Genomic DNA, 20,579 nt, shown 5'->3' with positions numbered 1-20,579 from the left:
CAACACCCCCCGGTGTCTGGCTAAGCAAATCCGTGGGCACCAATCGATGCTACTTGGGTTTGGCGCCGAGGAAAGGTTGGCCAGTGTGATGGGCGATGAAGTCCCGCGAGATGTACAGCAACGCGAAGGCGATGACGAAAAGCACCACCGCGTAAATGGCCCAGGCGATCGCGAGCAGCGCCGGGTTCTTCTGCGCTGGGCTGCCCTCGGCGCCGGCCTGTCCGGCGCCGATCGCCTGGAATCGCAGCCCCAGGGCGAACAGTCCCGGTAGTGCGGCGCCGGCCAGCATGGAGAAGAGCAGGATCTTGAGGGAGGCCTGGTAGTTGAACCAGTCGCTGAAGTGACTCATCACGCATTCGCCTTAATGGTGGGGTCGTCGGAGCCGAACCGGGGAGTCGTACCGCCGCCGACCTTGGGCCCGGCATCCGAGGGCGGGTGCTGATCGTCGGACTCCTCGAGCCCGCTGGTCAGGTCGCCCTTCCATTCGGCGTTGACGTTGCGGTGGTCGACCTTGACCTTGCGCGACCGGATGTAGATGGTGGCCGAGACCGCGACCAGCAGCGCGAAGCCGACGATGGCGCCCGGGTAACCGCCGATCAGGTGCACGATCCAGTAGGTGAGAGCACCGACCAGCCCGGCCAGCGGAAGCGTGACCAGCCACGCGACACCCATCCGGCCGGCGACGCCCCAGCGCACCTCGCCGCCGGGCTTGCCCAGCCCGCTGCCCAGCACCGAGCCGGTGCAGACCTGGGTGGTCGACAGCGCGTAGCCGAAGTGGGCGGAAAGCAAAATCACCGCGGCCGAAGAGGATTCGGCCGCCATGCCCTGCGGCGACTGGATCTCGACCAGTCCCTTGCCCAGGGTGCGAATGATCCGCCAGCCACCCAGATACGTGCCGAGCGCCATCGACACCGCGCAGCCCACGATGACCCACAGCGGCGGCATGGCGGCGGTCTTGCTGACCGAGCCGTAGGACATCAGCGCCAGGAAGATGATGCCCATCGTCTTCTGCGCGTCGTTGGTGCCGTGGGCCAGCGACACCAGCGACGCCGAGCCCCACTGGCCGTACCGGAAGCCGGCCTCGGTGCGCGCGGCCGAGATGCCGCGGGTGATCCGGTAGACCAGCCAGGTGGCGACCGCGCCCACCACGATGGCCAGGATCGCCGACACCACCGCCGGGATGATCGCCTTGGACACCACGCCCTTCCAGATCACCCCGTGCGCGCCGACGGCGGCGATGGTGGCGCCGACGATGCCCCCGATCAGGGCGTGCGACGAACTCGAGGGGATACCGAGCAGCCAGGTCAGCAGGTTCCACACGATGCCGCCGACGAGGCCGGCGAAAACCAGCTCCAGCGTCACGATGTGCCCGTCGATCAAGCCTTTGGCGATCGTCGCGGCGACGGCGGTGGACATGAACGCACCCACGAGGTTCAGCACCGCCGACAGCGCGACCGCCACCTTGGGCTTGAGCGCGCCGCTGGCGATCGAGGTCGCCATCGCGTTGCCGGTGTCGTGGAAGCCGTTGGTGAAATCGAAAGCCAGTGCCGTGATTACGACAATGATCAAGAGGAACAATTGGATGTTCACAGCGCCTGATTCTGGTGGTAGGAGGTTTCCATTGTCGAATGCTGGGCGAGCCGAATCGCGGGTATACCTTGACTCGTCGCCAGATGTTACCTCTCAGTTAACCGGCGTTTGCCGGTCGTTCACCTCGGGTGTCGCGCCGTAACGGGTGGTCGGAGGGGATTTCGAGGAAGATCAGCGTGACGCCGTCCGGGTCGATCACGTGCATCTCGTGCAGGCCCCACGGCTCCCGGCGAGCCTCACGAGCGATCGCCACCCCGCGGCCGCGAAGCTCGGCCTGGGTTGCCTCGATGTCGCGGACCTGTAGCCACAGCGCGCCCGGGAACGGCCCGCGGGAATGGTCCGGGGAGCCGTACCCGGCGAGTTCCAGCAGCGACTGGCCCGCGAAAAATACTGTGCCCGCGCCATATTCACGCGCTATCGCCAGGCCGATCTGGTCGCGGTAGAAGGCCAACGACCGCTGATAGTCCGCCGGCCGGAGCAGCATCCGGCTGGCCAGGATCTCCATAGCGTCGTGTCTATCACAGCGCCCGCTCGAAGCGGCCGGATCAGCCGTCGGTGATGCGGTTGGGTTGCAGGCTCTGGCGCTGCATGACGGCGTTGACCCAGCGGGGGCCGAAGGTGTCCAGCGCCTTGGCGGCGATCGCCATCCGCGGTGCGATGCGCACCGGGCGGGTGCGCGCGGCGGTGATCATCCACTCGCCGGCCTCCTCCGGCGTCAGCGCCGGCATGCCCTGGTAGGCCTTGGTCGGCGCGATCATCGGGGTGGCCACCAGCGGGTAGTACAGCGTGCTGGAGTGCACCCCTTTGTCGCCCCACTCCGTTTCCACCACCCGGCTGACCGTCGACAGCGCGGCCTTCGAGGCGTTGTACACCGCGAACAGCGGCGAGGCCTCCGACAGCACCCCCCACGTCGAGACGTTGATGATGTGGCCGTCGCCGCGCTCGATCATCCCCGGCGCCAGCCCGCGGATCAGCCGCAGCGGCGCGTAGTAGTTGAGCACCATGGTCCGCTCGACGTCATGCCAACGTTCCAGTGATTCGGCCAGCGGCCGGCGAATGGAGCGGCCGGCGTTGTTGATCAGGATGTCGATCCCGCCCAGACGTGTTTGGACGTCGGCGACCAGCGTGTCGACGGCGTCCATGTCCGAGACATCGCACGGGATCGAAATGGCGTCACCGCCCGCGGCGGTGATGCGGTCCGCGAGCGCGTCGAGCAGTTCTGCGCGGCGGGCCACGACGACCACCGTGGCGCCCGCCCGGGCGAACTGCTCGGCGGCGGCCTCGCCGATGCCGGAGGACGCTCCGGTCAGCAGGATGCGCTTGCCGGCCAGCTCGATCGGCTTGATCAGCGGACGGTTGACCAGTACTTGCGGCGCCATCGGGGGTCGCATGGTCGCCAGCACGAACTGGTCGGCGATCCGGCGGAGGGGACTCTTGCTCACGGGACGCGAGTCTAGGCGGGCGACTTGCCGGCGCTCAGAAGTAGCGCGGGAACCGGCTCCAGTCCGGGTCGCGCTTCTCCAGGAACGCGTCGCGGCCCTCGACGGCCTCGTCGGTCATGTACGCCAGCCGGGTGGCCTCGCCCGCGAACAGCTGCTGGCCCACCAGGCCGTCGTCGAGCAGGTTGAACGCGAACTTCAGCATGCGTTGCGCCTGCGGGGATTTGGCGTTGATCTCGGCGGCCCACTCGATGCCGGCCTTCTCCAGCTCGGCATGGTCGACGACGGCGTTGACCGCGCCCATCTGGTGCATCTGCTCGGCGGTGTAGGGGCGGCCCAGGAAGAAGATCTCCCGGGCGAACTTCTGGCCGACCTGACGCGCCAAATACGCGCTGCCGTAACCGCCGTCGAAGCTGCCCACATCGGCGTCGGTCTGCTTGAAGCGGGCATGCTCGCGGCTGGCCAGGGTGAGGTCGCAGACCACGTGCAGGCTGTGCCCACCGCCGGCCGCCCACCCGTTGACCAGACAGATGACCACCTTGGGCATGAACCGGATCAGCCGCTGCACCTCGAGGATGTGCAACCGGCCGGCGCGGGCGGTGTCGACGGTGTCGGCGGTGTCGCCGGTGGCGTACTGGTAGCCGCTGCGCCCGCGGATGCGCTGATCGCCGCCGGAGCAGAACGCCCAGCCGCCGTCCTTGGGGGACGGCCCGTTGCCGGTCAGCAGCACCACGCCGACGTCGGGGGACATCCGGGCGTGGTCGAGCACCCGGTAGAGCTCGTCGACGGTGTGCGGGCGAAACGCGTTGCGCACCTCGGGCCGGTCGAACGCCACCCGCACCGTGGCGTCGTCGACGTGCCGGTGATAGGTGATATCGGTGAGGTCGCCGAACCCGGCCACGGGACGCCAGGCCTGTTCGTCAAAGGGGTTGTCACTCAAGGGTGTTGAACTCCATCTAGATCGGATCCAGCCGGAATACCGCGCAGCGGCCGGCCAGCGCCTCGAATTCCTCCGGGCGTCCGTCGGTGACCAGACCCGCCCTTTTCATGAAACCCACGCCGGTGGGCACCTCGGCCGGGAAGGCCCGCAGGATCGGCCGTGCGTCGTCGGCGGGCAACTCGGCCATCCGCACCCGCTCGACGCGGCGGCCGCGCGCGATCGTCGCTTCCTGCGCCGCCCGCACGTTGGCGACCCAGTCGGCACCGGGGAATCCGGCGACGATGTACCGGTTGCCGTCGACCGTCATCGGGGTCACCGGTGTCGATCGGGTGGCGCCGGACTTGCGCCCGGCCACGCTCAACACCACCGGGCTCTCGGCCCCGAAACTCATTCCCAGCCGTGACATTCCGATGAAGATCTTGTTGGCCGGCTTCAGCCACCACGGAGGCCGGACGCGGTTACCGCTTCCCATAGGCAGCGACGTTACCTCTGAAAGGGCCCGACACCATGGGGCTGGGGCTCGGTAGCTCCGACGGCGTCGAGGCGTGCCAGCGCGTCGGCGCTCAGCGCGACGTCCGCGGCGCCGATGTTCTCTTCGAGGTGGGCGATCGACCGGGTGCCGGGAATCAGCAAGGTATTCGGCGTGTGGGCCAACAGCCAGGCCAGCCCGACCTGGGCAGCGGTGACACCGAGCTCGCCCGCGATCTCGGCCACCGCCGGGTTGTCGGCCACCTTGGGGAATCCGGGGAACGCCGAGCCGAGCGGGAAGTACGGGACCCAGGCGATGTTTCGGGCCGCGCACAGCTCGAGCGTGGCTTCTTGGGAGCGGTCCAGCAGGCTGTAGGGGTTCTGCACGCAGACGATGCCGGCGGGTAACGCGCGTTGCACGACGTCGAGCGGCACGGCGCTGATCCCGATCCCGCCGATCTTGCCTTCGTCGCGCAGCGCGATCATCTCGGCGAGTTGGTCATCGAGGTCGACCACCTGGTCTCCCTCGGCGGCCAGCCCGGGGCCGAGGTCGAGGCGGCGCAGGTTGACCACCGCAATCCGATCCAGGCCGAGGTGGCGCAGATCGTCTTCGACGGCGGCGCGCAGCTCGGCCGGCTTTTGGGCGGCGGCCAGGGGAATGGGTTGTCCGCCGGTGTAGCGCGCACCGACCTTGCTGACGATGACGAGGTCGTCCGGATAGGGGGCCAACGCCGCCCGGATCCGGCGGTCCACCTCGCCGGGGCCATAGAACGATGCGGTGTCGATGTGGTTGACGCCCAGTTCGATCGCGCGGCGCAGCACCGCGACCGCGTCGTCGACGGTCGTGGCCTCGAACAGTTGCATGGCGCCGTAGCCCATCCGGGCGACGGGCGTCGTGCCCAGGGTGCCGATGCCGCCGGGCGGGGTGTGGCCTGTCATGGTGCTCCTGAAGGATTCGGTGACACACTGGGGAAGCGGAGGGGCCTCCGCATACGCAGCATAGCAGAAACGGAGGGACCTCCGCTTTGGTGGAGAGGTCGGATGCGCGGCGCAACCGCGAACGGCTGCTGGAGGCGGCCACCGCGGCGTTCACCGCGCACGGGGCATCGGTCTCGCTGGAGTCGATCGCCCGGGACGCGGGAGTGGGGATCGGCACGCTCTACCGCCATTTCCCCAACCGCGAGGCGTTGGTCGAGGCGATTTTTCGCGCCGAGCTCGCCGAGGTGGCCGCCGCGGCCGGGCGGCTGCTGCAGCGGCACCCGCCCAAGATTGCGCTGCGACGCTGGATGGACCGCTATGCGTCATTCGTGGCCGCCAAGCGCGGCATGGCCGAGTCGCTGCAGGCGATCTTCGCCTCGGGCGCCATGGAAGTCAGCCAGACTCGCGACAGCATCGTCGGCGCCGTCGAGATGCTGCTACGGGCCGGCGCCGACGACGCGAGCCTGCGTGCCGACGTGCCGGCCGACGACGTGGTGTCCAGCCTGAACGGCATCTTTCTGGTCAGCGGTTCGCCGGAGCAGACCGGCCGCATGCTCGACCTGCTGGTGGCGGGGGTGTCGGCTTAGCCCCCACCTACCCGCCGAACGTGAAGTTGGTTTCACGCTCGGACGCGAGCGTGAAGTTGGTTTCACGCTCGGCGCAAAGCGCACGCCCTAGCCCACGGAGCGGGCGGCGCCCTCCCAAAACTGCGCACGGACGGCCTTCTTGTCCGGCTTGCCGAGCGCGGTCACGGGGACCGAGTCGACGACGATCACCTGCTTGGGCGACTGCACCGAGCCCTTGCGCTCCTTGACGGCGGACTGGATCTCGGCGGTCACGCGCGCCACCGACTCCTCGTCGGACGGATGGTCGGGCCGCAGCACGATCACCGCGGTGACGGCCTCGCCCCACTTCTCGTCCGGTGTGCCGATCACGCAGACCTGCGCGACGGCCGGGTGCTCGGCGACGACGTCCTCGACCTCGCGCGGGAACACGTTGAACCCGCCGGTGACGATCATGTCCTTGACCCTGTCGACGATGAACCAGAAGCCGTCCTCGTCCTCGCGGGCCATGTCGCCGGTGTGCAGCCAGCCGTCCTTGAACGTCTTGGCGGTCTCCTCCGGCAGGTTCCAGTACCCGCCGGAAAGCAGCGGGCCGGACACGCAGATCTCGCCGACCTCGCCCTGCGGCACCGGGTTGCCGTCGGCGTCCAGCAGCGCGGTGCGGGCGAACAGGGTGGGCCGCCCACAGGAGGTGAGCCGCTTCTCGTCGTGGTCCTTCTTGGCCAGGTACGAGATCACCATCGGGGCCTCGGACTGTCCGTAGTACTGGGCGAAGATCGGCCCGAAGCGGCGGATGGCCTCGGCCAGCCGCACCGGATTCATCGCCGAGGCGCCGTAGTAGACCGTCTCCAGCGAAGACAGGTCGCGGGTGTGTGAATCGGGATGGTCCATCAGCGCGTAGATCATCGACGGCACCAGCATGGTGGCGGTGATCTTCTGCTCCTCGATGACCCGCAGCACCTCGGCCGGATCGAACTTGGTCAGCACCACCAGCTCGCCGCCCTTGATGATCGTCGGCACGAAGAACGCTGCCCCTGCGTGCGATAGCGGGGTGCACATCAAGAACCGCGGGTTCTCCGGCCACTCCCACTCGGCGAGCTGGATCGTCGTCATCGTGGTGATGGACTGCGCGGTGCCCAGCACGCCCTTGGGCTTGCCGGTGGTGCCACCGGTGTAGGCCATCCCGCCGATGTGATCGGGCGGAAGGTCGGCCGCCACCAACGGCTTTGGCGAATACTTGGCGGCTTCGGCCACCAGGTCCACCGCGGAATCACCCAGCGATTCGGGGACCGGACCGATGGTCAGGACCTGCTTGAGGCCGGGCACCTTCTCCAACAGGCCCAGTGCCCGCTCGACGAACATCGGGTTGGGGTCGATGATCAGTGACGTCACGCCGGCGTCGTTCAGCACATAGGCGTGGTCGTCCAGCGATCCCAGCGGGTGCAGGGCGACGCGCCGGTAGCCCTGGGTCTGGCCGGCGCCGATGATCATCAGCACCTCGGGCCGGTTCAGCGACAGCAGCCCGACGGTTTGGCCGGTGCCCGCACCGAGCGCCTCGAACGCCTGGATGTACTGGCTGATGCGCTCGGCGAGCTGACCACCGGTCAGGGTGGTGTCGCCGAGATGAAGCACCGGCTTGTCTTTGTTGCGCTTGAGCGCACCGACGGTCAGGTGTCCGGAATGAATGGGATGGCGCAGGAGATCGTCACTCATGTGGCCAGACTAGAACGTGTTGCAATTTGGGTCAGCCAGACCCTCCTGCCACTAGCATCCGTGGCTATGGCCGATGCAGATCTCGTCGTCACCGGAACCATCCTGACCGTCGACGAGGCGCGGCCCACCGCCGAGGCGCTCGCCGTCGCCGGCGGCCGGATCGTCGCCGTCGGCACCCGCGCCGAGGTCGCCGGCTGCACCGGCCCCGCCACCCAGACCATCGACATCGGCGACGGCTGCGCCATGCCGGGATTCGTTGAGGCACACGGACATCCGTTGATGGAGGCGGTCGCGCTGTCGGACCGCATCGTCGACATCCGCCCGGTCACCATGCGCGGCGCCCACGACGTCGTCGCGGCCATCCACCGCGAGGTCGCCCGGCGCGGGTCCGACGGCGCCTACCTCAATGGCTGGGATCCGCTGCTGCAGAGCGGTCTTCCCGAACCCACGCTGAGCTGGCTCGACGACATCGCGCCGGACAGCCCGCTGGTGATCATGCACAACTCCGGGCACAAGGCTTACTTCAATTCGCGCGCCGCCAAGCTTCATGGGCTCACCCGCGACACCCCCGACCCCAAGGGCGCCAGGTACGGCCGCGACGCCAACGGTGAACTCGACGGCACCGCCGAGGAGACCGGCGCGGTGTTCGGGCTGCTGGGCGGGGCCATCGACTTCGCCGACTACCCGCAGATGCTGCTCGCCGAATGCGCCCGGCTCAACCGCGCCGGCCTGACCACCTGCTCGGAAATGGCGTTCGACCCCAACTTCCGGCCGGTGGTCGAGCAACTGCGCGAGCGGCTCACGGTGCGGCTGCGCACCTACGAGATCTCCAACCCGCAGATGTCCACCGCCGCCACGCCCGGGCAGGGCGACGACATGCTGCGGCAGGTCGGCATCAAGATCTGGGTGGACGGCTCGCCCTGGATCGGCAACATCGACCTGTCGTTTCCCTACCTGGACACCGAGGCCACCCGGATCATCGGTGTCGCGCCGGGCTCGTGTGGCTGCGCCAACTACACCGCCGAGCAGCTGCACGAAATCGTCGGCGCCTACTTCCCGCTGGGCTGGCCGATGGCCTGCCACGTGCAGGGCGACGCCGGCGTGGACACCATCCTCGACGTGTACGAAGAGATCCTGAAGCGCCATCCCCGTGACGACCACCGGTTGCGGCTCGAGCACGTCGGCGCAATCCGCCCCGAGCAGCTGAAAAGGGCCCACGACCTCGGGGTGACCTGCAGCATCTTCGTCGACCAGATCCACTACTGGGGGGACGTCATCGTCGATGGCCTGTTCGGCGAGGAGCGCGGAACCCGTTGGATGCCAGCGGGATCCGCGGTGGCAACCGGGATGCGCATTTCGCTGCACAACGATCCGCCGGTGACCCCGGAGGAGCCGCTGCGCAACATCAGCGTGGCGGTGACCCGCACGGCGCCGAGCGGCCGGGTGCTCGGACCCGAGGAACGGCTGACCGTCGAGCAGGCGATCCGCGCCCAGACCATCGATGCGGCCTGGCAGCTGTTCTCCGACGACGTGATCGGCTCGCTGGAGGTCGGCAAGTACGCCGATCTGGTGGTGCTCTCCGCCGATCCGCGCACCGTGCCGCCCGAGCAGATCGCCGACCTACAGGTGCGGGCGACGTATCTGGCGGGCCGCCGGGTCTACAGCGCGTGACGGCAACGCGCCCACCCGGCCTGCAAGACCTGCTCGGCCGCCTGCACGTGGTGGCGCTGCCCATGCGGGTGCGGTTTCGCGGCATCACCACCCGCGAGGTCGCGCTGATCGACGGCCCGGCGGGCTGGGGCGAGTTCGGGGCGTTCGTCGAGTACGGACCGCGCGAGGCCGCGCACTGGCTGGCGTCGGGCATCGAAGCCGCCTACCGAGAGCCGCCGCCGACCCGCCGCGACCGCGTCCCGATCAACGCCACGGTGCCCGCCGTGGCCGCCGCCCGGGTGGCCGAGGTGCTGGCCCGGTTCCCGGGTGCGGCCACGGCCAAGGTGAAGGTCGCCGAGCCCGGCCAGACGCTGGCCCACGACGTCGACCGGGTGAACGCGGTGCGCGAACTGGTGCCGACCGTGCGGGTGGACGCCAACGGCGGCTGGACCGTCGAGGAGGCGGCCGCGGCGGCCGCCGCGCTGACCGCCGACGGCCCGCTGGAATACCTGGAACAGCCCTGCGCGACGGTCGACGAGCTCGCGGCGCTGCGCCGGCGGGTCGAGGTGCCGATCGCCGCCGATGAAAGCATCCGCAAGGCCGACGACCCGCTGGCCGTGGTCCGCGCCGGCGCCGCCGACATCGCGGTGCTCAAAGTCGCTCCGCTGGGCGGGATTTCGGCCATGCTCGGGATCGCCGCGCAGATCGACATCCCGGTCGTGGTCTCCAGCGCGCTGGACTCCGCGGTGGGTATCGCGGCCGGCCTGACCGCGGCCGCGGCGCTGCCGCAGCTGCGGCATGCCTGCGGGCTGGGCACCGGCGGGCTGTTCGTCGAGGACGTCGCCGAGGTGGCCGCACCCGTCGACGGCACGTTGGCCGTCGGGCCGGTGGCGCCCGATCCGGACCGGCTGCACGCGCTGCGCGCGGCGCCGGAGCGGCGGCAGTGGTGGATCGACCGGGTCAAGGCCTGCCATCGGCTGCTTGTACCGTCGACCGGGTGATCAACCTGGCTTACGACGACCGCGGCTCCGGTGAGCCCGTGGTCTTTATCGCCGGCCACGGCGGCGCCGGACGAACCTGGCACCCGTATCAAGTGCCCGCTTTCCTGGATGCCGGATACCGCGTCATCACCTTCGACAACCGCGGCATCGGCGCCACGGAGAACGCGGGCGGCTTCTCGACGCAGACCATGGTCGCCGACACCGCCGCCCTGATCGAAGGCCTGAATGCGGCCCCGGCCCGCGTCGTCGGGATGTCGATGGGCGCGTTCATCGCCCAAGAGCTCATGCTGGCCCGGCCCGAGCTGGTGAGCTCGGCGGTGCTGATGGGCACCCGCGGCAGGATGGACCGGGCCCGGCAGTTCTTCCGCGACGCCGAGGCCGAACTGTCCGACGCCGGCATCTCCCTACCGGCCGCGTACGAGGCCAAAATCCGCCTGCTGGAAAACTTTTCCCGCAAGACGCTCAACGATGACACCGCGGTCGCCGACTGGATCGCGATGTTCTCCACCTGGCCCGTCAAGCCCACCCCGGGCATCCGCGCGCAGCTGGATGTCGCGCCCTACACCAGCCGTTTGACCGCCTACCGCAGCATCGCGACCCCGGTGCTGGTGATCGGCTTCTCCGACGACGTGCTCACCCCGCCGTACCTGGGCCGCGAGGTCGCGGATGCGCTGCCCAACGGCCGCTACGTGCAGATACCCGACACCGGTCATCTCGGCTTCTTCGAGCGCCCCGATGCCGTCAACGCCGCCATGCTCAAATTTTTCGGCGAGGCCACCGGCTGAGCGCGGTTCGCCAGCGCCGAGTGCGGTTCTGCGCGCCTGTGACAGGCTGTAGGAGTGAACCCCTCGACGACTCAGGCTCGCGTCGTCGTTGACGAGCTGATTCGCGGCGGCGTCCGCGACGTGGTGCTTTGCCCCGGTTCGCGGAACGCCCCGCTGGCGTTTGCGTTGCAGGACGCCGACCGGTCGGGCCGGATCCGTCTGCACGTCCGCATCGACGAGCGCACCGCCGGCTATCTGGCGATCGGGCTGGCCATCGCCGCCGGCGCGCCGGTCTGCGTCGCCATGACGTCCGGTACCGCCGTCGCCAACCTGGGCCCGGCGGTGATCGAGGCCAATTACGCCCGGGTGCCGCTGATCGTGCTCTCGGCCAACCGGCCCTACGAGCTGCTGGGCACCGGGGCGAACCAGACCATGGAGCAGCTGGGCTACTTCGGCACCCAGGTGCGGGCCACCATCAGCCTGGGCCTGGCCGAGGACGCCCCCGAGCGGATGGATTCGTTCAACGCCACCTGGCGATCGGCCACCTGCCGGGTGCTGGTGGCCGCCACCGGTTCCCGTACCGCCAACGCCGGGCCGGTGCAGTTCGACATCCCGCTGCGCGAACCCCTGGTGCCCGATCCCGAGCCCCAGGCGCCGACGCCGCCGGGCCGCCCGGGCGGGCGGCCGTGGACCTACACGCCGCCGGTCAGCTTCGACCAGCCGCTGGACATCGACCTGTCTGCCGACACGGTGGTGATCGCCGGGCACGGCGCGGGCGCCCAGCCCGACCTGGCGCAGCTGCCCACCGTCGCCGAGCCGACGGCGCCCGCCCCGGCTAACCCGCTGCACCCGCTGGCGCTGCCCCTGCTGCGGCCCAAGCAGGTCATCATGCTCGGCCGTCCCACCCTGCACCGCCCGGTGTCGGCGCTGCTGGCCGACCCGCAGGTGCCGGTGTTCGCGCTGACCACCGGGCCGCGCTGGCCGGACGTCTCGGGCAATTCCCAGGCCACCGGGACGCGGGCGGTCACCACCGGCGCGCCGAACCCGGCCTGGCTGCGGCGCTGCGCGGAGACCAACCGGCACGCGCTGGCCGCCGTGCGCAACCAGCTCGCGGCGCACCCCTTGACCACCGGCCTGCACGTCGCGGCGGCGGTGGCCGACGCGCTGCGGCCCGGCGATCAGCTGGTGCTGGGCGCGTCCAACCCGGTCCGCGACGCCGCCCTGGTCGGCCTGGACACCCGCCGCATCCGGGTGCGGTCCAACCGCGGCGTCGCCGGCATCGACGGGACGGTCTCCACGGCCATCGGGGCGGCTCTTGCACATGAGGCGTCCCACGAACGCGACGGTGACCCGGACAGCCCGGCGCGCACCGTCGCGCTCATCGGCGACCTGACGTTCGTGCACGACAGCTCCGGGTTGCTGATCGGCCCCACCGAGCCCACCCCGCGGCGGCTGACGATCGTGGTCTCCAATGACAACGGCGGCGGCATCTTCGAACTGCTCGAGCAGGGCGACCCCCGGTTCTCCGACGTGTCGGCACGGGTGTTCGGCACGCCGCACGACGTCGACGTGGGGGCGCTGTGCCGCGCCTACCACGTCGAGAGCCGCCAGATCGAGGTCGGCGAATTGCCGGCCGCCCTCGACGAACCGGCGCCCGGCATGCGGGTGCTCGAGGTCAAGGCCGACCGGTCGTCACTGCGCCAGCTGCACGCCGCCATCAAGGCCGCGCTGTGAGGCCCGCCTAGATGGCGATATCCCCAAAAGCTCTGCTGCGCATGCTGCTTCACGGACGCAGTGATGAACGGCCGAACACCCCCGCCCGGATGGCGTTGCGGTGGGCCCGAATTGCGGTGCTGATCGTGACCGGGCTGGTCACGTTGCAGTCCCTGCTGCTGGTGGCCGGCGCGTGGCGCGACGACATCGCGATCACCCACAACATGGGCGTCGCGCAGGCCGAGGTGCTCAGCGCCGGGCCGCGCCGCTCCACCATCGAATTCGTCACCCCCGAGCGGATCACCTATCGCCCCGAGCTCGGGGTGCTCTATCCGTCCCATCTCGCCACCGGGATGCGGATCTACGTCGAATACAACAAGAACGACCCGAACCTGGTGCGGGTGCAGCATCGCAATGCCGGACTGGCGATCATCCCGGCCGGATCCATCGCGGTGGTGGGGTGGCTGGCCGCGGCGGCGATCCTGATCGCGCTGGCGCTGCTGGACAAGTGGCTCGATCGTCGTGACGCCCCCCGGGAGGAACCGCAGAGCGCGGCCGAAAAAAGTGTCGGACCTGCAAATTTCGCGTGACGTATACACACAGGCAACCTTGTCGACAGCCGGCGCTGACACCGTGGTGATGTGCGCGTTGCCATCGTCGCGGAATCCTTCCTCCCCGAAGTCAACGGTGTCAGCAACTCGGTGATCCGGGTGCTCGAGCATCTGCGCCGGACGGGTCACGAAGCCCTCGTCATCGCCCCGGACACGCCTGCCGGCCAGCCCCGGGCGGATCGCATCTACGACGGGATCCGCGTTCACCGGGTGCCGTCGCGGATGTTCCCCAAGGTGACCACCCTGCCACTCGGGGTGCCGACGCCGCGGCTGAGAAAGGTGTTGCGCGGATTCGATCCGCACGTGGTGCACCTGGCCTCGCCGGCGCTGCTGGGCTACGGCGGAGTCCGGGCCGCGCGCTGGCTGGGGGTGCCGACGGTGGCGGTGTATCAGACCGACGTTCCGGGATTCGCGGCAAGCTACGGCATTCCGATGACCGCGCGGGCGGCGTGGGCGTGGTTCCGGCATCTGCACGGCCTTGCCGACCGTACCCTGGCGCCATCCACCGTGACGATGGAATCACTTGTCTCCCATCGCTTTCCGCGGGTCCACCGATGGGCGCGCGGGGTCGACGTGCTGCGGTTCGCGCCGTCCGCGCGCGACGAGGCGCTTCGGCAGCGGTGGTCACCGCAGGGCAAGCCCATCGTCGGATTCGTGGGCCGGCTCGCGCCCGAGAAACACGTCGAGCGACTCATCGGGCTGGCCGCCAACGACGCGGTCCAACTCGTCATCGTGGGCGACGGTGTCGACCGCACCAAGCTGCAAACGGCAATGCCGACAGCGGTTTTCACGGGGGCGCTGTACGGCGGCGACCTCGCCGCGGCGTACGCCAGCATGGACGTGTTCGTGCATCCCGGTGAGCACGAGACGTTTTGTCAGGTCGTGCAAGAAGCGCTGGCGTCGGGGTTGCCGGTGATTGCCCCCGACGCCGGCGGCCCACGTGACCTCGTCACCCCGTGGCGAACCGGTCTGCTGTTGGCCGTCAACGAGTTCGAGTCCCGGCTGCCCGAGGCGGTCGGGCACCTGATCACCGAACGGCCGCGCTACGCCCTGGCCGCCCGGCGCAGCGTGGTCGGCCGGAGCTGGCCGGTCATCTGCGACGAACTGCTGGGCCACTACGAGGCGGTGCTGTCGCCGTTCGTGCGCCGGCAACTCGGCGCGACGCGCTACGCGCAGGGCGAATGACCCAGGGGCCGTGACGCTCCGCCACCCGCGCTGAAATTAACGGCTCCCTCGCGGGGTGTCCAGCGGCTTATCCTTTCGCCAGACCCACTGCAGACGTGGGGGCCGGATCAGCGGAGGGTCGGATGACGGCCACAACAGCGTGCCGGGCGTGTGGCACCGAAACTCTGGATAGCGCCCGGTTTTGTCATCACTGCGGCGCACCGGTTCGCGACGGTGCTGGCCGCGCCGAGTACAAGCAGGTCACGGTCCTGTTCGCCGATGTGGTCCACTCGATGGACATCGCCGCAGCCGTCGGGACGGAGCGGCTGCGCGAGATCATGGTCGACCTTGCCGACCGCTGCGCGGCCGTCGTCCGGCGGTACGGCGGCACCGTGGACAAGTTCACCGGCGACGGCATCATGGCGGTGTTCGGCGCGCCGGCGGCGATGGAGGACCACGCCCTTCGCGGATGCCTTGCGGCGCTGAGCATCCAGGAAGAAGCGAAAGCTCTCGGCACCGAGGTGCAGGGCCGAGACGGTGCGACATTGCTCGTGCGCGTCGGGCTGAACTCCGGGCAGGTGATCGCCGGTGAACTCGGTTCTGGATCTTTCGGCTACACCGCAATGGGCGATCAGGTGGGCCTGGCCCAGCGGATGGAATCGGTCGCGCCGCCGGGCGGGGTGATGCTCAGTGTCTTTACGGCGCGACTGGTTGATGACGCAGCGGCGTTGAGCGAACCGGAGTTGGTCGCTGCCCTGAGAAGGTAGCTACGTTTTGGCGCTGGGAACGTGCTCGGAACCTAGTGGGCCACAACGGATTCCGAATCGCTCCCGGACCGTGTCGAGGACACGGCGCTGGCGCTCACATTCGCGGCGGTGCGCGAGCATGAACCGTGCCATGCCCGGCAGGCGGCGCGGTAGTGGATACCACTTGTCGAAATCGAGGCCGTTCTCAGCGAACACGCGGCCGGGGACGTTGTCGTAGATCAGGCTGAGGTTGTGCCCGACGAGTACGAAAAGCACGTACGGAAATGCGAGCGGCGCCTTCTGCCGCAGACTCATCCAGTCGATCTCGTAGAGCGGGATCTCACCGAGTTTGTCCAGAAACATCAGGTGGCCCAGGAAATACCCCATGAACGCGGGCAAGTGCAGCGTGGCCGACCGCACGTTGATGGAAACGACTGCGCCACTGGGCGAAACGTAGGGCTCGTACGGGTATTCGTCGGGGAATTTGACGTATCCCGTGCAGTTCACGAGCCAGCTGCCCGGTTCGATCGTCTTCGTCGATCCGCTGCGCAACACCAACTCGGTGGTGCCATCGCGGTCGACCGCATCTTCGAAATAGTCCATGACGAGATCGTTCAGCCCGGCGGCGATCGTGCGGTTCTCGGCCTCAGACAAGACTCCCAACACGAAGTTGTCCGCCTGTGGCGTCAGGAACGTGCCATGGGTAGTGCGGTACCAATCTTGAACTTCCGATTCGTTCGTGCCGTCATACCGGTGACTCAGCTGGGTAGCGACGACGCTCGGCGGTGTGCCCGTCCACCAGCGGCGGGCGCCGCTCGGCAACAGGCTGTCGCGGCAAGAGAAGAATGTTCCGCGGCCGGCGACCAGGTTGACCTGTCGACCGGGGTAGCTCGTGATCAGTGCGTGGGCGGTGTCCATCGCGGTCTTTCCGCCGCCGATGATCCACACCGGCGCATCGCTTTCCCTGATGTCACCCCCCCGGACGTCGCAGTAGTCGGGCGACACCGAATGGACGCGGGTGCTGGAGACCTCGAGCGGTTCGTTCGGCGTGACTCCCAGGCCATACGCTTTGATCAATCGCTTGGCCTCGACGACGAGGCCTCGGCCGTCGGCGGCGCGACAGGTGGCCCGCACGAGTCCGTTCACTTCTACTTCCGACTCCAGATGCCAGCCGAAGTACTCGTCGACGTGGACTCGCTCCTTGATCACGTCGAGACAGTGTTCGAAGTGGCCGAGTACCTCGCCCTTGGTCGCCAGGTAGCTGCGGTCCTTGCCGAGCGTCCACGCGATGTTTCCCGCGGTGAACATCGGGTGCGGTTGGTGCAGGCGAACATACGGGTAGACATCGACCCACATGCCGCCCGCACGCGCCCGACGATCGACGAGGATCACCTTCTGATCCCGGGACAGGTATCGGCTCGCGGCGAACAGGGCGTTCAACCCGGCGATGCCGGCTCCGACGATGCAAACGTCGCAGGTCTCCACGGCTGGGAACAGGGGTGCGGACATCGGACCGCCTTTCCTCGCGGACGTTCACAATTATGTGTCCGCAGCGTGGTGGCGGGACGAGTAATCGACTACTCGATCACTCGCGGTTCGTCGCTAGGGCTGTCGGCGCCGGCGGGGCCGGAACGCATCTTTGACCTTTTCACCGGCATCTCTCAAATGGGCCGCCCGCTGGTCCGCCCTGCCCTCAGCTTCCAACGCCGGGTCGTTGGTGGCGCGCCCGGTTGCCGCCTTGAGCTTGCCCGTGACCAGCCGCACCTTGTTTCGGGCCTTATCCGCGCCGCTCATAACGTGTCCTTCGGTCGGTTCCAAGTGGTACTACAGCGCTTACCCCTTTTTCCCGCTCGAGCCACGCGTGTCCCGTCGATCAGCCCTGCGCCAGCTCGGCGACGGGCTGCCATTCCTCCCAGTTGCGCAGCCGGCTCTCGTACTCCGCCTTGGTGGTTTCCAGTGGGGAGGCTCCGAAAAAGACTCGCAGCGGCGGCTTTTCGGCGTCCACCACCTTCAGCAGCGCGGCCGCGGTAGCGCGGGACTGGCCCTGGTTGGCGGCGCGTTCACTGCGGGCTTTATCGGCGGCCGAATGCACCTCGGCGTAGGCCGGCAGTCGCGCCGCGCGTTTGGCCGACGCGCCGCCCCAGTCGGTGTCGAAAGATGCGGGCTCGACCAACGTGACATGCACACCGAACGGGGCGACCTCCTGAGCCAGCGACTGGGAGAGTCCCTCCAGCGCCCACTTCGAGGCATGGTAGATGCCGAGGTTCTGGACCGTCGTGATGCCACCGATCGATGACACCTGGATGATGTGCCCGCTGCCCTGCTCGCGTAGGTATGGCAACGCGGCCTGGGTGATCCACAGTGCGCCGAAGAAATTGGTTTCGATCTGGTTGCGTGCCTCTTGTTCCGACAGCTCCTCGACCAACCCGAATTGGCCGTAGCCGGCATTGTTGACCACGATGTCGAGCCGGCCGAAGTGGTCGTGCGCCCGCTTGACCGCCGCGAAATCGGCCCCCCGGTCGGTCACGTCCAGTCGGATCGGCAGCAGTGCGTCGCCGTACTTCTGCACGAGGTCGTCCAGTGCGGCGGTGTTGCGCGCGGTCGCGGCGACTTTGTCGCCGCGCTCTAGCGCCGCGCTCGTCCACTCCCGCCCGAAACCCCGCGATGTCCCGGTGATAAACCACACTTTTTCAGTCACGCCCCGATACAACGCCGACCGTGCCCGCTCATTCCCACGACAGGTAGCGTTTCTCTGGTGAGTCGCGCGGAGCTGGACAAGGATCCCCGGGACGTCGCGTCGATGTTCGACGGCGTCGCCCGCCGGTACGACCTGACCAACACCGTGCTGTCGATGGGCCAGGACCGCTACTGGCGCAAAGCCACCCGGTCGGCGCTGGCCATCGGGCCGGGGCAGAAGGTGCTCGACCTCGCCGCGGGCACCGCGGTGTCCACCGTGGAGCTGGAGAAGTCCGGAGCGTGGTGTGTGGCCGCCGACTTTTCGGTCGGCATGCTGGCGGCCGGTGCCGCGCGCGACGTTCCCAAGGTCGCCGGTGACGCCACCAGGCTGCCATTCGCCGACGCCGTATTCGATGCCGTGACAATCAGTTTCGGGCTGCGCAACGTCGTCGACACCCAGGCCGGTCTGCGCGAGATGGCCCGCGTCACGCGTCCGGGTGGCCGGTTGGTGGTGTGCGAGTTCTCCACTCCCACCAACGCGCTGTTTGCCACGGTCTATAAGGAGTACTTGATGCGGGCGCTGCCGCGGGTGGCGCGGACGGTGTCCAGTAACCCCGACGCGTACGTGTATCTCGCGGAATCGATCAGGGCGTGGCCCGATCAGGCGGCCCTGGCGCAGCAGATAACCGAGGGGGGCTGGTCCGGGGTGCGCTGGCGCAATCTGACCGGCGGCATCGTCGCCTTACACGCCGGGCACAAGCCCGCGCGCTAAAAGTTCTAGTGGTTGCCGGCGGCTTGCACGAAGCCGACCTGGTCGGGGCAGTAGTGATCAACCGCGGCACCGAGGAACTGGAACGCCTGGCCCTGGGTGGTGCCGCGCGGCAGGTTGCGCTGGATGAAGGTGGCCGACTTGTACGCGTCGCCGTCCACGCCCCGGCCAATGCGCTCGCAGGTGATCTTGCCCAGCCACGCCAACTGGTCCTGCGGCTGGTAGATGCCGAAGCCGTTGACGGTGTTCTTGAATGGGGCGTCGTAGTCGCTCGGCGGCGACGGTGTGCGCGGTGTCGGGTATGGCGCCGTCGGCGGCGGGTCCGCCTGCGCCGGCGCGGAAAGCTGCGCCGGGCCGGCCAGCGCGATAGCAGCAGCGGCGGCGGCAGCAGCGGCTCCGATAGTAGCCAGCCTCGTTCCCTTCATTAGCTGGACTATACACGCCTCGGCCTGGGAGCGGGGACGAAAGTCAATCGCCGATCGCCGGCCCCGCCGGACCGCGGCCGGCCCGCCGACCAGCGGCGATACCCATGCTCAGTCAGCTGAACGGCGTGCGGCGATCCAGCAGCCGCGACAGCCGCCCGCCGCCGCGCCAGGCCCGGGCCACCCAGTCGGCGTCGTCATCGGTGACCAGGTTCGCCATCACCCGCACCGCGACGGTCATCAGGGTCGTCGAGCGCATGGCGATCGGTCCGGTCGACGGCAGAAACCGCTGAAACGTCAGCAGCAGTGCCAGCCGGCGCGCCACCGAGAAGCCGCGACCGTAGTGCCGCTGCAGCAGCGCCGGCCACACCTGCGACAGGTCGGGGCAATCCAGCAGCTCGGCCGCCAGCCGCCCGGTTTCCAGCCCGTAGTCGATGCCCTCCCCGTTGAGCGGGTTGACGCAGGCCGCGGCGTCGCCGATCAGCATCCAGTTGGTGCCGGCCACCCCCGACACCGCGCCGCCCATCGGCAGCAGCGCCGACGCGACCGCGCGAGGTTGGCCGGTGAATCCCCACTCGTCGCGACGCAGGTCGGTGTAGTGGTCGATCAGCGGCCGCAGCGCCAGGTCGGCGGGCCGTTTCGACGTCGACAACGCCCCGACGCCGATGTTCACCTCGCCGTTGCCGAGCGGGAAGATCCAGCCGTAGCCGGGCAGCACTGTGTCCTTGGAGCCGTCGGGTCCGCGCAGTTCCAGATGCGACGTCAGCCAGGGGTCGTCGGCGCGCACGGTGGTCAGGTACCCGCGGGCGGCGACGCCGTACACCGTCTCCTGATGCCAGCGCCGGCCCAGCTTGCGGCCCAGCGACGACCGGGCGCCGTCGGCCACGATCAACCGACCGCAGCTCACCTCGGTGCCGTCGGCCAACGTCACCGACGTCACCCGGCCCGATGAATCATGTTGCACCGCAACGGCCTTGGCCCCGAGTAGCATCCGCGCCCCGGAATCTTCGGCGACTTTGCGGATCCGGTCGTCCAGTTCGAAGCGGGCCACCGCGCTGCCGGTCGACGGGAACGACGGGCCGGGCCAGTCGACCTCCACCTCGCCGCCGAACCCGCTCATCCGCAACCCCCGATGCCGGATGCGGGTGTCCAGCCAGTCGCGCAGCCCCAGTCGTTCCAGCTCGGCGACCGCGCGCGGGGTCAGCCCGTCACCGCAGGCCTTGTCGCGGGGAAAGCTCGCCGAATCGATGACCAGCACCTCATAGCCCGCGCGGGCGGCCCAGGCCGCGGCCGCAGAACCGGCGGGTCCCGCGCCGACGACCACCACTTGGGCTCGGGTCGCTGCCGTCTTCATGTACACCAGTATGTTTGG

21 protein-coding genes and 1 pseudogene are annotated in these 20,579 nt (G+C 69.0%); 9 read left to right on the top strand and 13 right to left on the bottom strand.

All coding sequences use genetic code 11. The features are described from left to right. Window positions 1-49 precede the first annotated feature (49 nt). The 7 genes from ACIUM1_RS10920 to ACIUM1_RS10890 all read right to left on the bottom strand — a co-directional run bounded on the left by ACIUM1_RS10920 (window position 50) and on the right by ACIUM1_RS10890 (window position 5,376). Window positions 50-349 (bottom strand): hypothetical protein, encoded by a 300-nt coding sequence (locus ACIUM1_RS10920; RefSeq protein ID WP_406817166.1) that lies wholly within the window; start codon window positions 347-349, stop codon window positions 50-52. Further along, window positions 349-1,590, bottom strand: a complete 1,242-nt coding sequence (locus ACIUM1_RS10915; protein ID WP_406817165.1) for an anion permease — start codon at window positions 1,588-1,590, stop codon at window positions 349-351. The genes ACIUM1_RS10920 and ACIUM1_RS10915 overlap by 1 nt, the downstream gene beginning before the upstream one ends. A gap of 97 nt (window positions 1,591-1,687) precedes the next feature. Then, window positions 1,688-2,095, bottom strand: a complete 408-nt coding sequence (locus ACIUM1_RS10910; protein WP_406817164.1) for a VOC family protein — start codon at window positions 2,093-2,095, stop codon at window positions 1,688-1,690. Between the two features lie 40 nt (window positions 2,096-2,135). Continuing rightward, window positions 2,136-3,032: an SDR family oxidoreductase gene (locus ACIUM1_RS10905; protein ID WP_406817162.1), complete on the bottom strand. Its 897-nt coding sequence runs from the start codon at window positions 3,030-3,032 to the stop codon at window positions 2,136-2,138. Window positions 3,033-3,066: 34 nt separating this feature from the next. Further along, the gene (locus tag ACIUM1_RS10900; RefSeq protein ID WP_406817161.1) at window positions 3,067-3,969 is read right to left on the bottom strand and encodes a 1,4-dihydroxy-2-naphthoyl-CoA synthase; all 903 of its coding nucleotides are present in this window, start codon (window positions 3,967-3,969) and stop codon (window positions 3,067-3,069) included. Window positions 3,970-3,985: 16 nt separating this feature from the next. After that, window positions 3,986-4,441, bottom strand: coding sequence for a nitroreductase family deazaflavin-dependent oxidoreductase (locus tag ACIUM1_RS10895; protein WP_406817160.1), 456 nt, complete (start codon window positions 4,439-4,441; stop codon window positions 3,986-3,988). Window positions 4,442-4,452: 11 nt separating this feature from the next. Further along, window positions 4,453-5,376, bottom strand: a complete 924-nt coding sequence (locus tag ACIUM1_RS10890; RefSeq protein WP_406817159.1) for an aldo/keto reductase — start codon at window positions 5,374-5,376, stop codon at window positions 4,453-4,455. A gap of 86 nt (window positions 5,377-5,462) precedes the next feature. Here ACIUM1_RS10890 and ACIUM1_RS10885 point away from each other — a divergent pair, with 86 nt between their 5' ends. Next, on the top strand, window positions 5,463-6,002 hold the full coding sequence (locus tag ACIUM1_RS10885) for a TetR/AcrR family transcriptional regulator (protein ID WP_406817158.1): 540 nt from the start codon (window positions 5,463-5,465) through the stop codon (window positions 6,000-6,002). An 87-nt stretch (window positions 6,003-6,089) separates the two neighbouring features. Here ACIUM1_RS10885 and fadD8 read toward each other — a convergent pair whose 3' ends face one another. Further along, entirely contained in the window at window positions 6,090-7,691 is a 1,602-nt protein-coding gene (gene fadD8 / locus ACIUM1_RS10880) for a fatty-acid--CoA ligase FadD8 (RefSeq protein WP_406817157.1), read from the bottom strand. Between the two features lie 66 nt (window positions 7,692-7,757). Between fadD8 and ACIUM1_RS10875 the strand changes: the two genes are divergently transcribed. The 7 genes and pseudogenes from ACIUM1_RS10875 to ACIUM1_RS10845 all read left to right on the top strand — a co-directional run. Further along, window positions 7,758-9,362, top strand: coding sequence for an amidohydrolase (locus ACIUM1_RS10875; RefSeq protein ID WP_406817156.1), 1,605 nt, complete (start codon window positions 7,758-7,760; stop codon window positions 9,360-9,362). A 62-nt stretch (window positions 9,363-9,424) separates the two neighbouring features. Further along, window positions 9,425-10,342, top strand: a complete 918-nt coding sequence (locus ACIUM1_RS10870; RefSeq protein ID WP_406817629.1) for an o-succinylbenzoate synthase — start codon at window positions 9,425-9,427, stop codon at window positions 10,340-10,342. Further along, window positions 10,339-11,127, top strand: a complete 789-nt coding sequence (locus tag ACIUM1_RS10865) for an alpha/beta fold hydrolase (protein ID WP_406817155.1) — start codon at window positions 10,339-10,341, stop codon at window positions 11,125-11,127. The genes ACIUM1_RS10870 and ACIUM1_RS10865 overlap by 4 nt, the downstream gene beginning before the upstream one ends. Window positions 11,128-11,181: 54 nt before the next feature. Further along, window positions 11,182-12,840 carry a 2-succinyl-5-enolpyruvyl-6-hydroxy-3-cyclohexene-1-carboxylic-acid synthase gene (menD, locus tag ACIUM1_RS10860; protein ID WP_406817153.1) on the top strand — a complete coding sequence of 553 codons (1,659 nt, stop codon included), beginning with the start codon at window positions 11,182-11,184 and terminating at the stop codon, window positions 12,838-12,840. Between the two features lie 11 nt (window positions 12,841-12,851). After that, the gene (locus ACIUM1_RS10855; RefSeq protein WP_406817152.1) at window positions 12,852-13,409 is read left to right on the top strand and encodes a hypothetical protein; all 558 of its coding nucleotides are present in this window, start codon (window positions 12,852-12,854) and stop codon (window positions 13,407-13,409) included. Window positions 13,410-13,460: 51 nt separating this feature from the next. Next, entirely contained in the window at window positions 13,461-14,615 is a 1,155-nt protein-coding gene (locus tag ACIUM1_RS10850) for a glycosyltransferase family 4 protein (protein WP_406817151.1), read from the top strand. 122 nt (window positions 14,616-14,737) lie between these two features. Further along, window positions 14,738-15,343 (top strand): annotated as a pseudogene (locus ACIUM1_RS10845) (adenylate/guanylate cyclase domain-containing protein); the annotation flags it as partial. A gap of 18 nt (window positions 15,344-15,361) precedes the next feature. Here ACIUM1_RS10845 and ACIUM1_RS10840 read toward each other — a convergent pair. The 3 genes from ACIUM1_RS10840 to ACIUM1_RS10830 form a co-directional block, all read right to left on the bottom strand. Next, window positions 15,362-16,849 (bottom strand): FAD-dependent oxidoreductase, encoded by a 1,488-nt coding sequence (locus tag ACIUM1_RS10840; protein WP_406817150.1) that lies wholly within the window; start codon window positions 16,847-16,849, stop codon window positions 15,362-15,364. Window positions 16,850-16,942: 93 nt separating this feature from the next. Beyond that, a complete protein-coding gene (locus ACIUM1_RS10835; RefSeq protein ID WP_406817149.1) occupies window positions 16,943-17,134 on the bottom strand; it encodes a CsbD family protein in 192 nt (63 codons plus the stop codon). A 79-nt stretch (window positions 17,135-17,213) separates the two neighbouring features. Beyond that, a complete protein-coding gene (locus ACIUM1_RS10830; RefSeq protein ID WP_406817148.1) occupies window positions 17,214-18,038 on the bottom strand; it encodes an SDR family oxidoreductase in 825 nt (274 codons plus the stop codon). A gap of 57 nt (window positions 18,039-18,095) precedes the next feature. Here ACIUM1_RS10830 and ACIUM1_RS10825 point away from each other — a divergent pair, with 57 nt between their 5' ends. After that, window positions 18,096-18,788, top strand: coding sequence for a demethylmenaquinone methyltransferase (locus ACIUM1_RS10825; protein ID WP_406817147.1), 693 nt, complete (start codon window positions 18,096-18,098; stop codon window positions 18,786-18,788). Window positions 18,789-18,793: 5 nt separating this feature from the next. On the opposite strand, the gene ACIUM1_RS10820 is transcribed toward ACIUM1_RS10825, so the two are convergent. Together ACIUM1_RS10820 and menJ are read right to left on the bottom strand one after the other, a co-directional pair. Further along, a complete protein-coding gene (locus ACIUM1_RS10820; RefSeq protein WP_112632270.1) occupies window positions 18,794-19,210 on the bottom strand; it encodes a DUF732 domain-containing protein in 417 nt (138 codons plus the stop codon). Window positions 19,211-19,322: 112 nt separating this feature from the next. Continuing rightward, window positions 19,323-20,561, bottom strand: coding sequence for a menaquinone reductase (gene menJ, locus ACIUM1_RS10815; protein ID WP_406817145.1), 1,239 nt, complete (start codon window positions 20,559-20,561; stop codon window positions 19,323-19,325). Window positions 20,562-20,579: the final 18 nt, after the last annotated feature.

Source organism: Mycobacterium sp. M23085, assembly GCF_045343915.1.
Taxonomy (GTDB): Bacteria; Actinomycetota; Actinomycetes; order Mycobacteriales; family Mycobacteriaceae; genus Mycobacterium.
The sequence above is the reverse complement of the archived record's forward strand: the minus strand, read 5'-3'. Positions and strand labels throughout refer to the sequence as shown.

Excerpts from the sequence above, each read along its gene's own strand:
- ACIUM1_RS10920 (WP_406817166.1), bottom strand. The coding sequence starts at position 349 with ATGAGTCACTTCAGCGACTGGTTCAACTACCAGGCCTCCCTCAAGATC.
- ACIUM1_RS10910 (WP_406817164.1), bottom strand. The coding sequence starts at position 2,095 with ATGGAGATCCTGGCCAGCCGGATGCTGCTCCGGCCGGCGGACTATCAG.
- ACIUM1_RS10895 (WP_406817160.1), bottom strand. The coding sequence starts at position 4,441 with ATGGGAAGCGGTAACCGCGTCCGGCCTCCGTGGTGGCTGAAGCCGGCC.
- ACIUM1_RS10890 (WP_406817159.1), bottom strand. The coding sequence starts at position 5,376 with ATGACAGGCCACACCCCGCCCGGCGGCATCGGCACCCTGGGCACGACG.
- fadD8 (WP_406817157.1), bottom strand. The coding sequence starts at position 7,691 with ATGAGTGACGATCTCCTGCGCCATCCCATTCATTCCGGACACCTGACC.
- ACIUM1_RS10875 (WP_406817156.1), top strand. The coding sequence starts at position 7,758 with ATGGCCGATGCAGATCTCGTCGTCACCGGAACCATCCTGACCGTCGAC.
- ACIUM1_RS10870 (WP_406817629.1), top strand. The coding sequence starts at position 9,425 with ATGCGGGTGCGGTTTCGCGGCATCACCACCCGCGAGGTCGCGCTGATC.
- ACIUM1_RS10855 (WP_406817152.1), top strand. The coding sequence starts at position 12,852 with ATGGCGATATCCCCAAAAGCTCTGCTGCGCATGCTGCTTCACGGACGC.
- ACIUM1_RS10840 (WP_406817150.1), bottom strand. The coding sequence starts at position 16,849 with ATGTCCGCACCCCTGTTCCCAGCCGTGGAGACCTGCGACGTTTGCATC.
- ACIUM1_RS10835 (WP_406817149.1), bottom strand. The coding sequence starts at position 17,134 with ATGAGCGGCGCGGATAAGGCCCGAAACAAGGTGCGGCTGGTCACGGGC.
- ACIUM1_RS10820 (WP_112632270.1), bottom strand. The coding sequence starts at position 19,210 with ATGAAGGGAACGAGGCTGGCTACTATCGGAGCCGCTGCTGCCGCCGCC.
- menJ (WP_406817145.1), bottom strand. The coding sequence starts at position 20,561 with ATGAAGACGGCAGCGACCCGAGCCCAAGTGGTGGTCGTCGGCGCGGGA.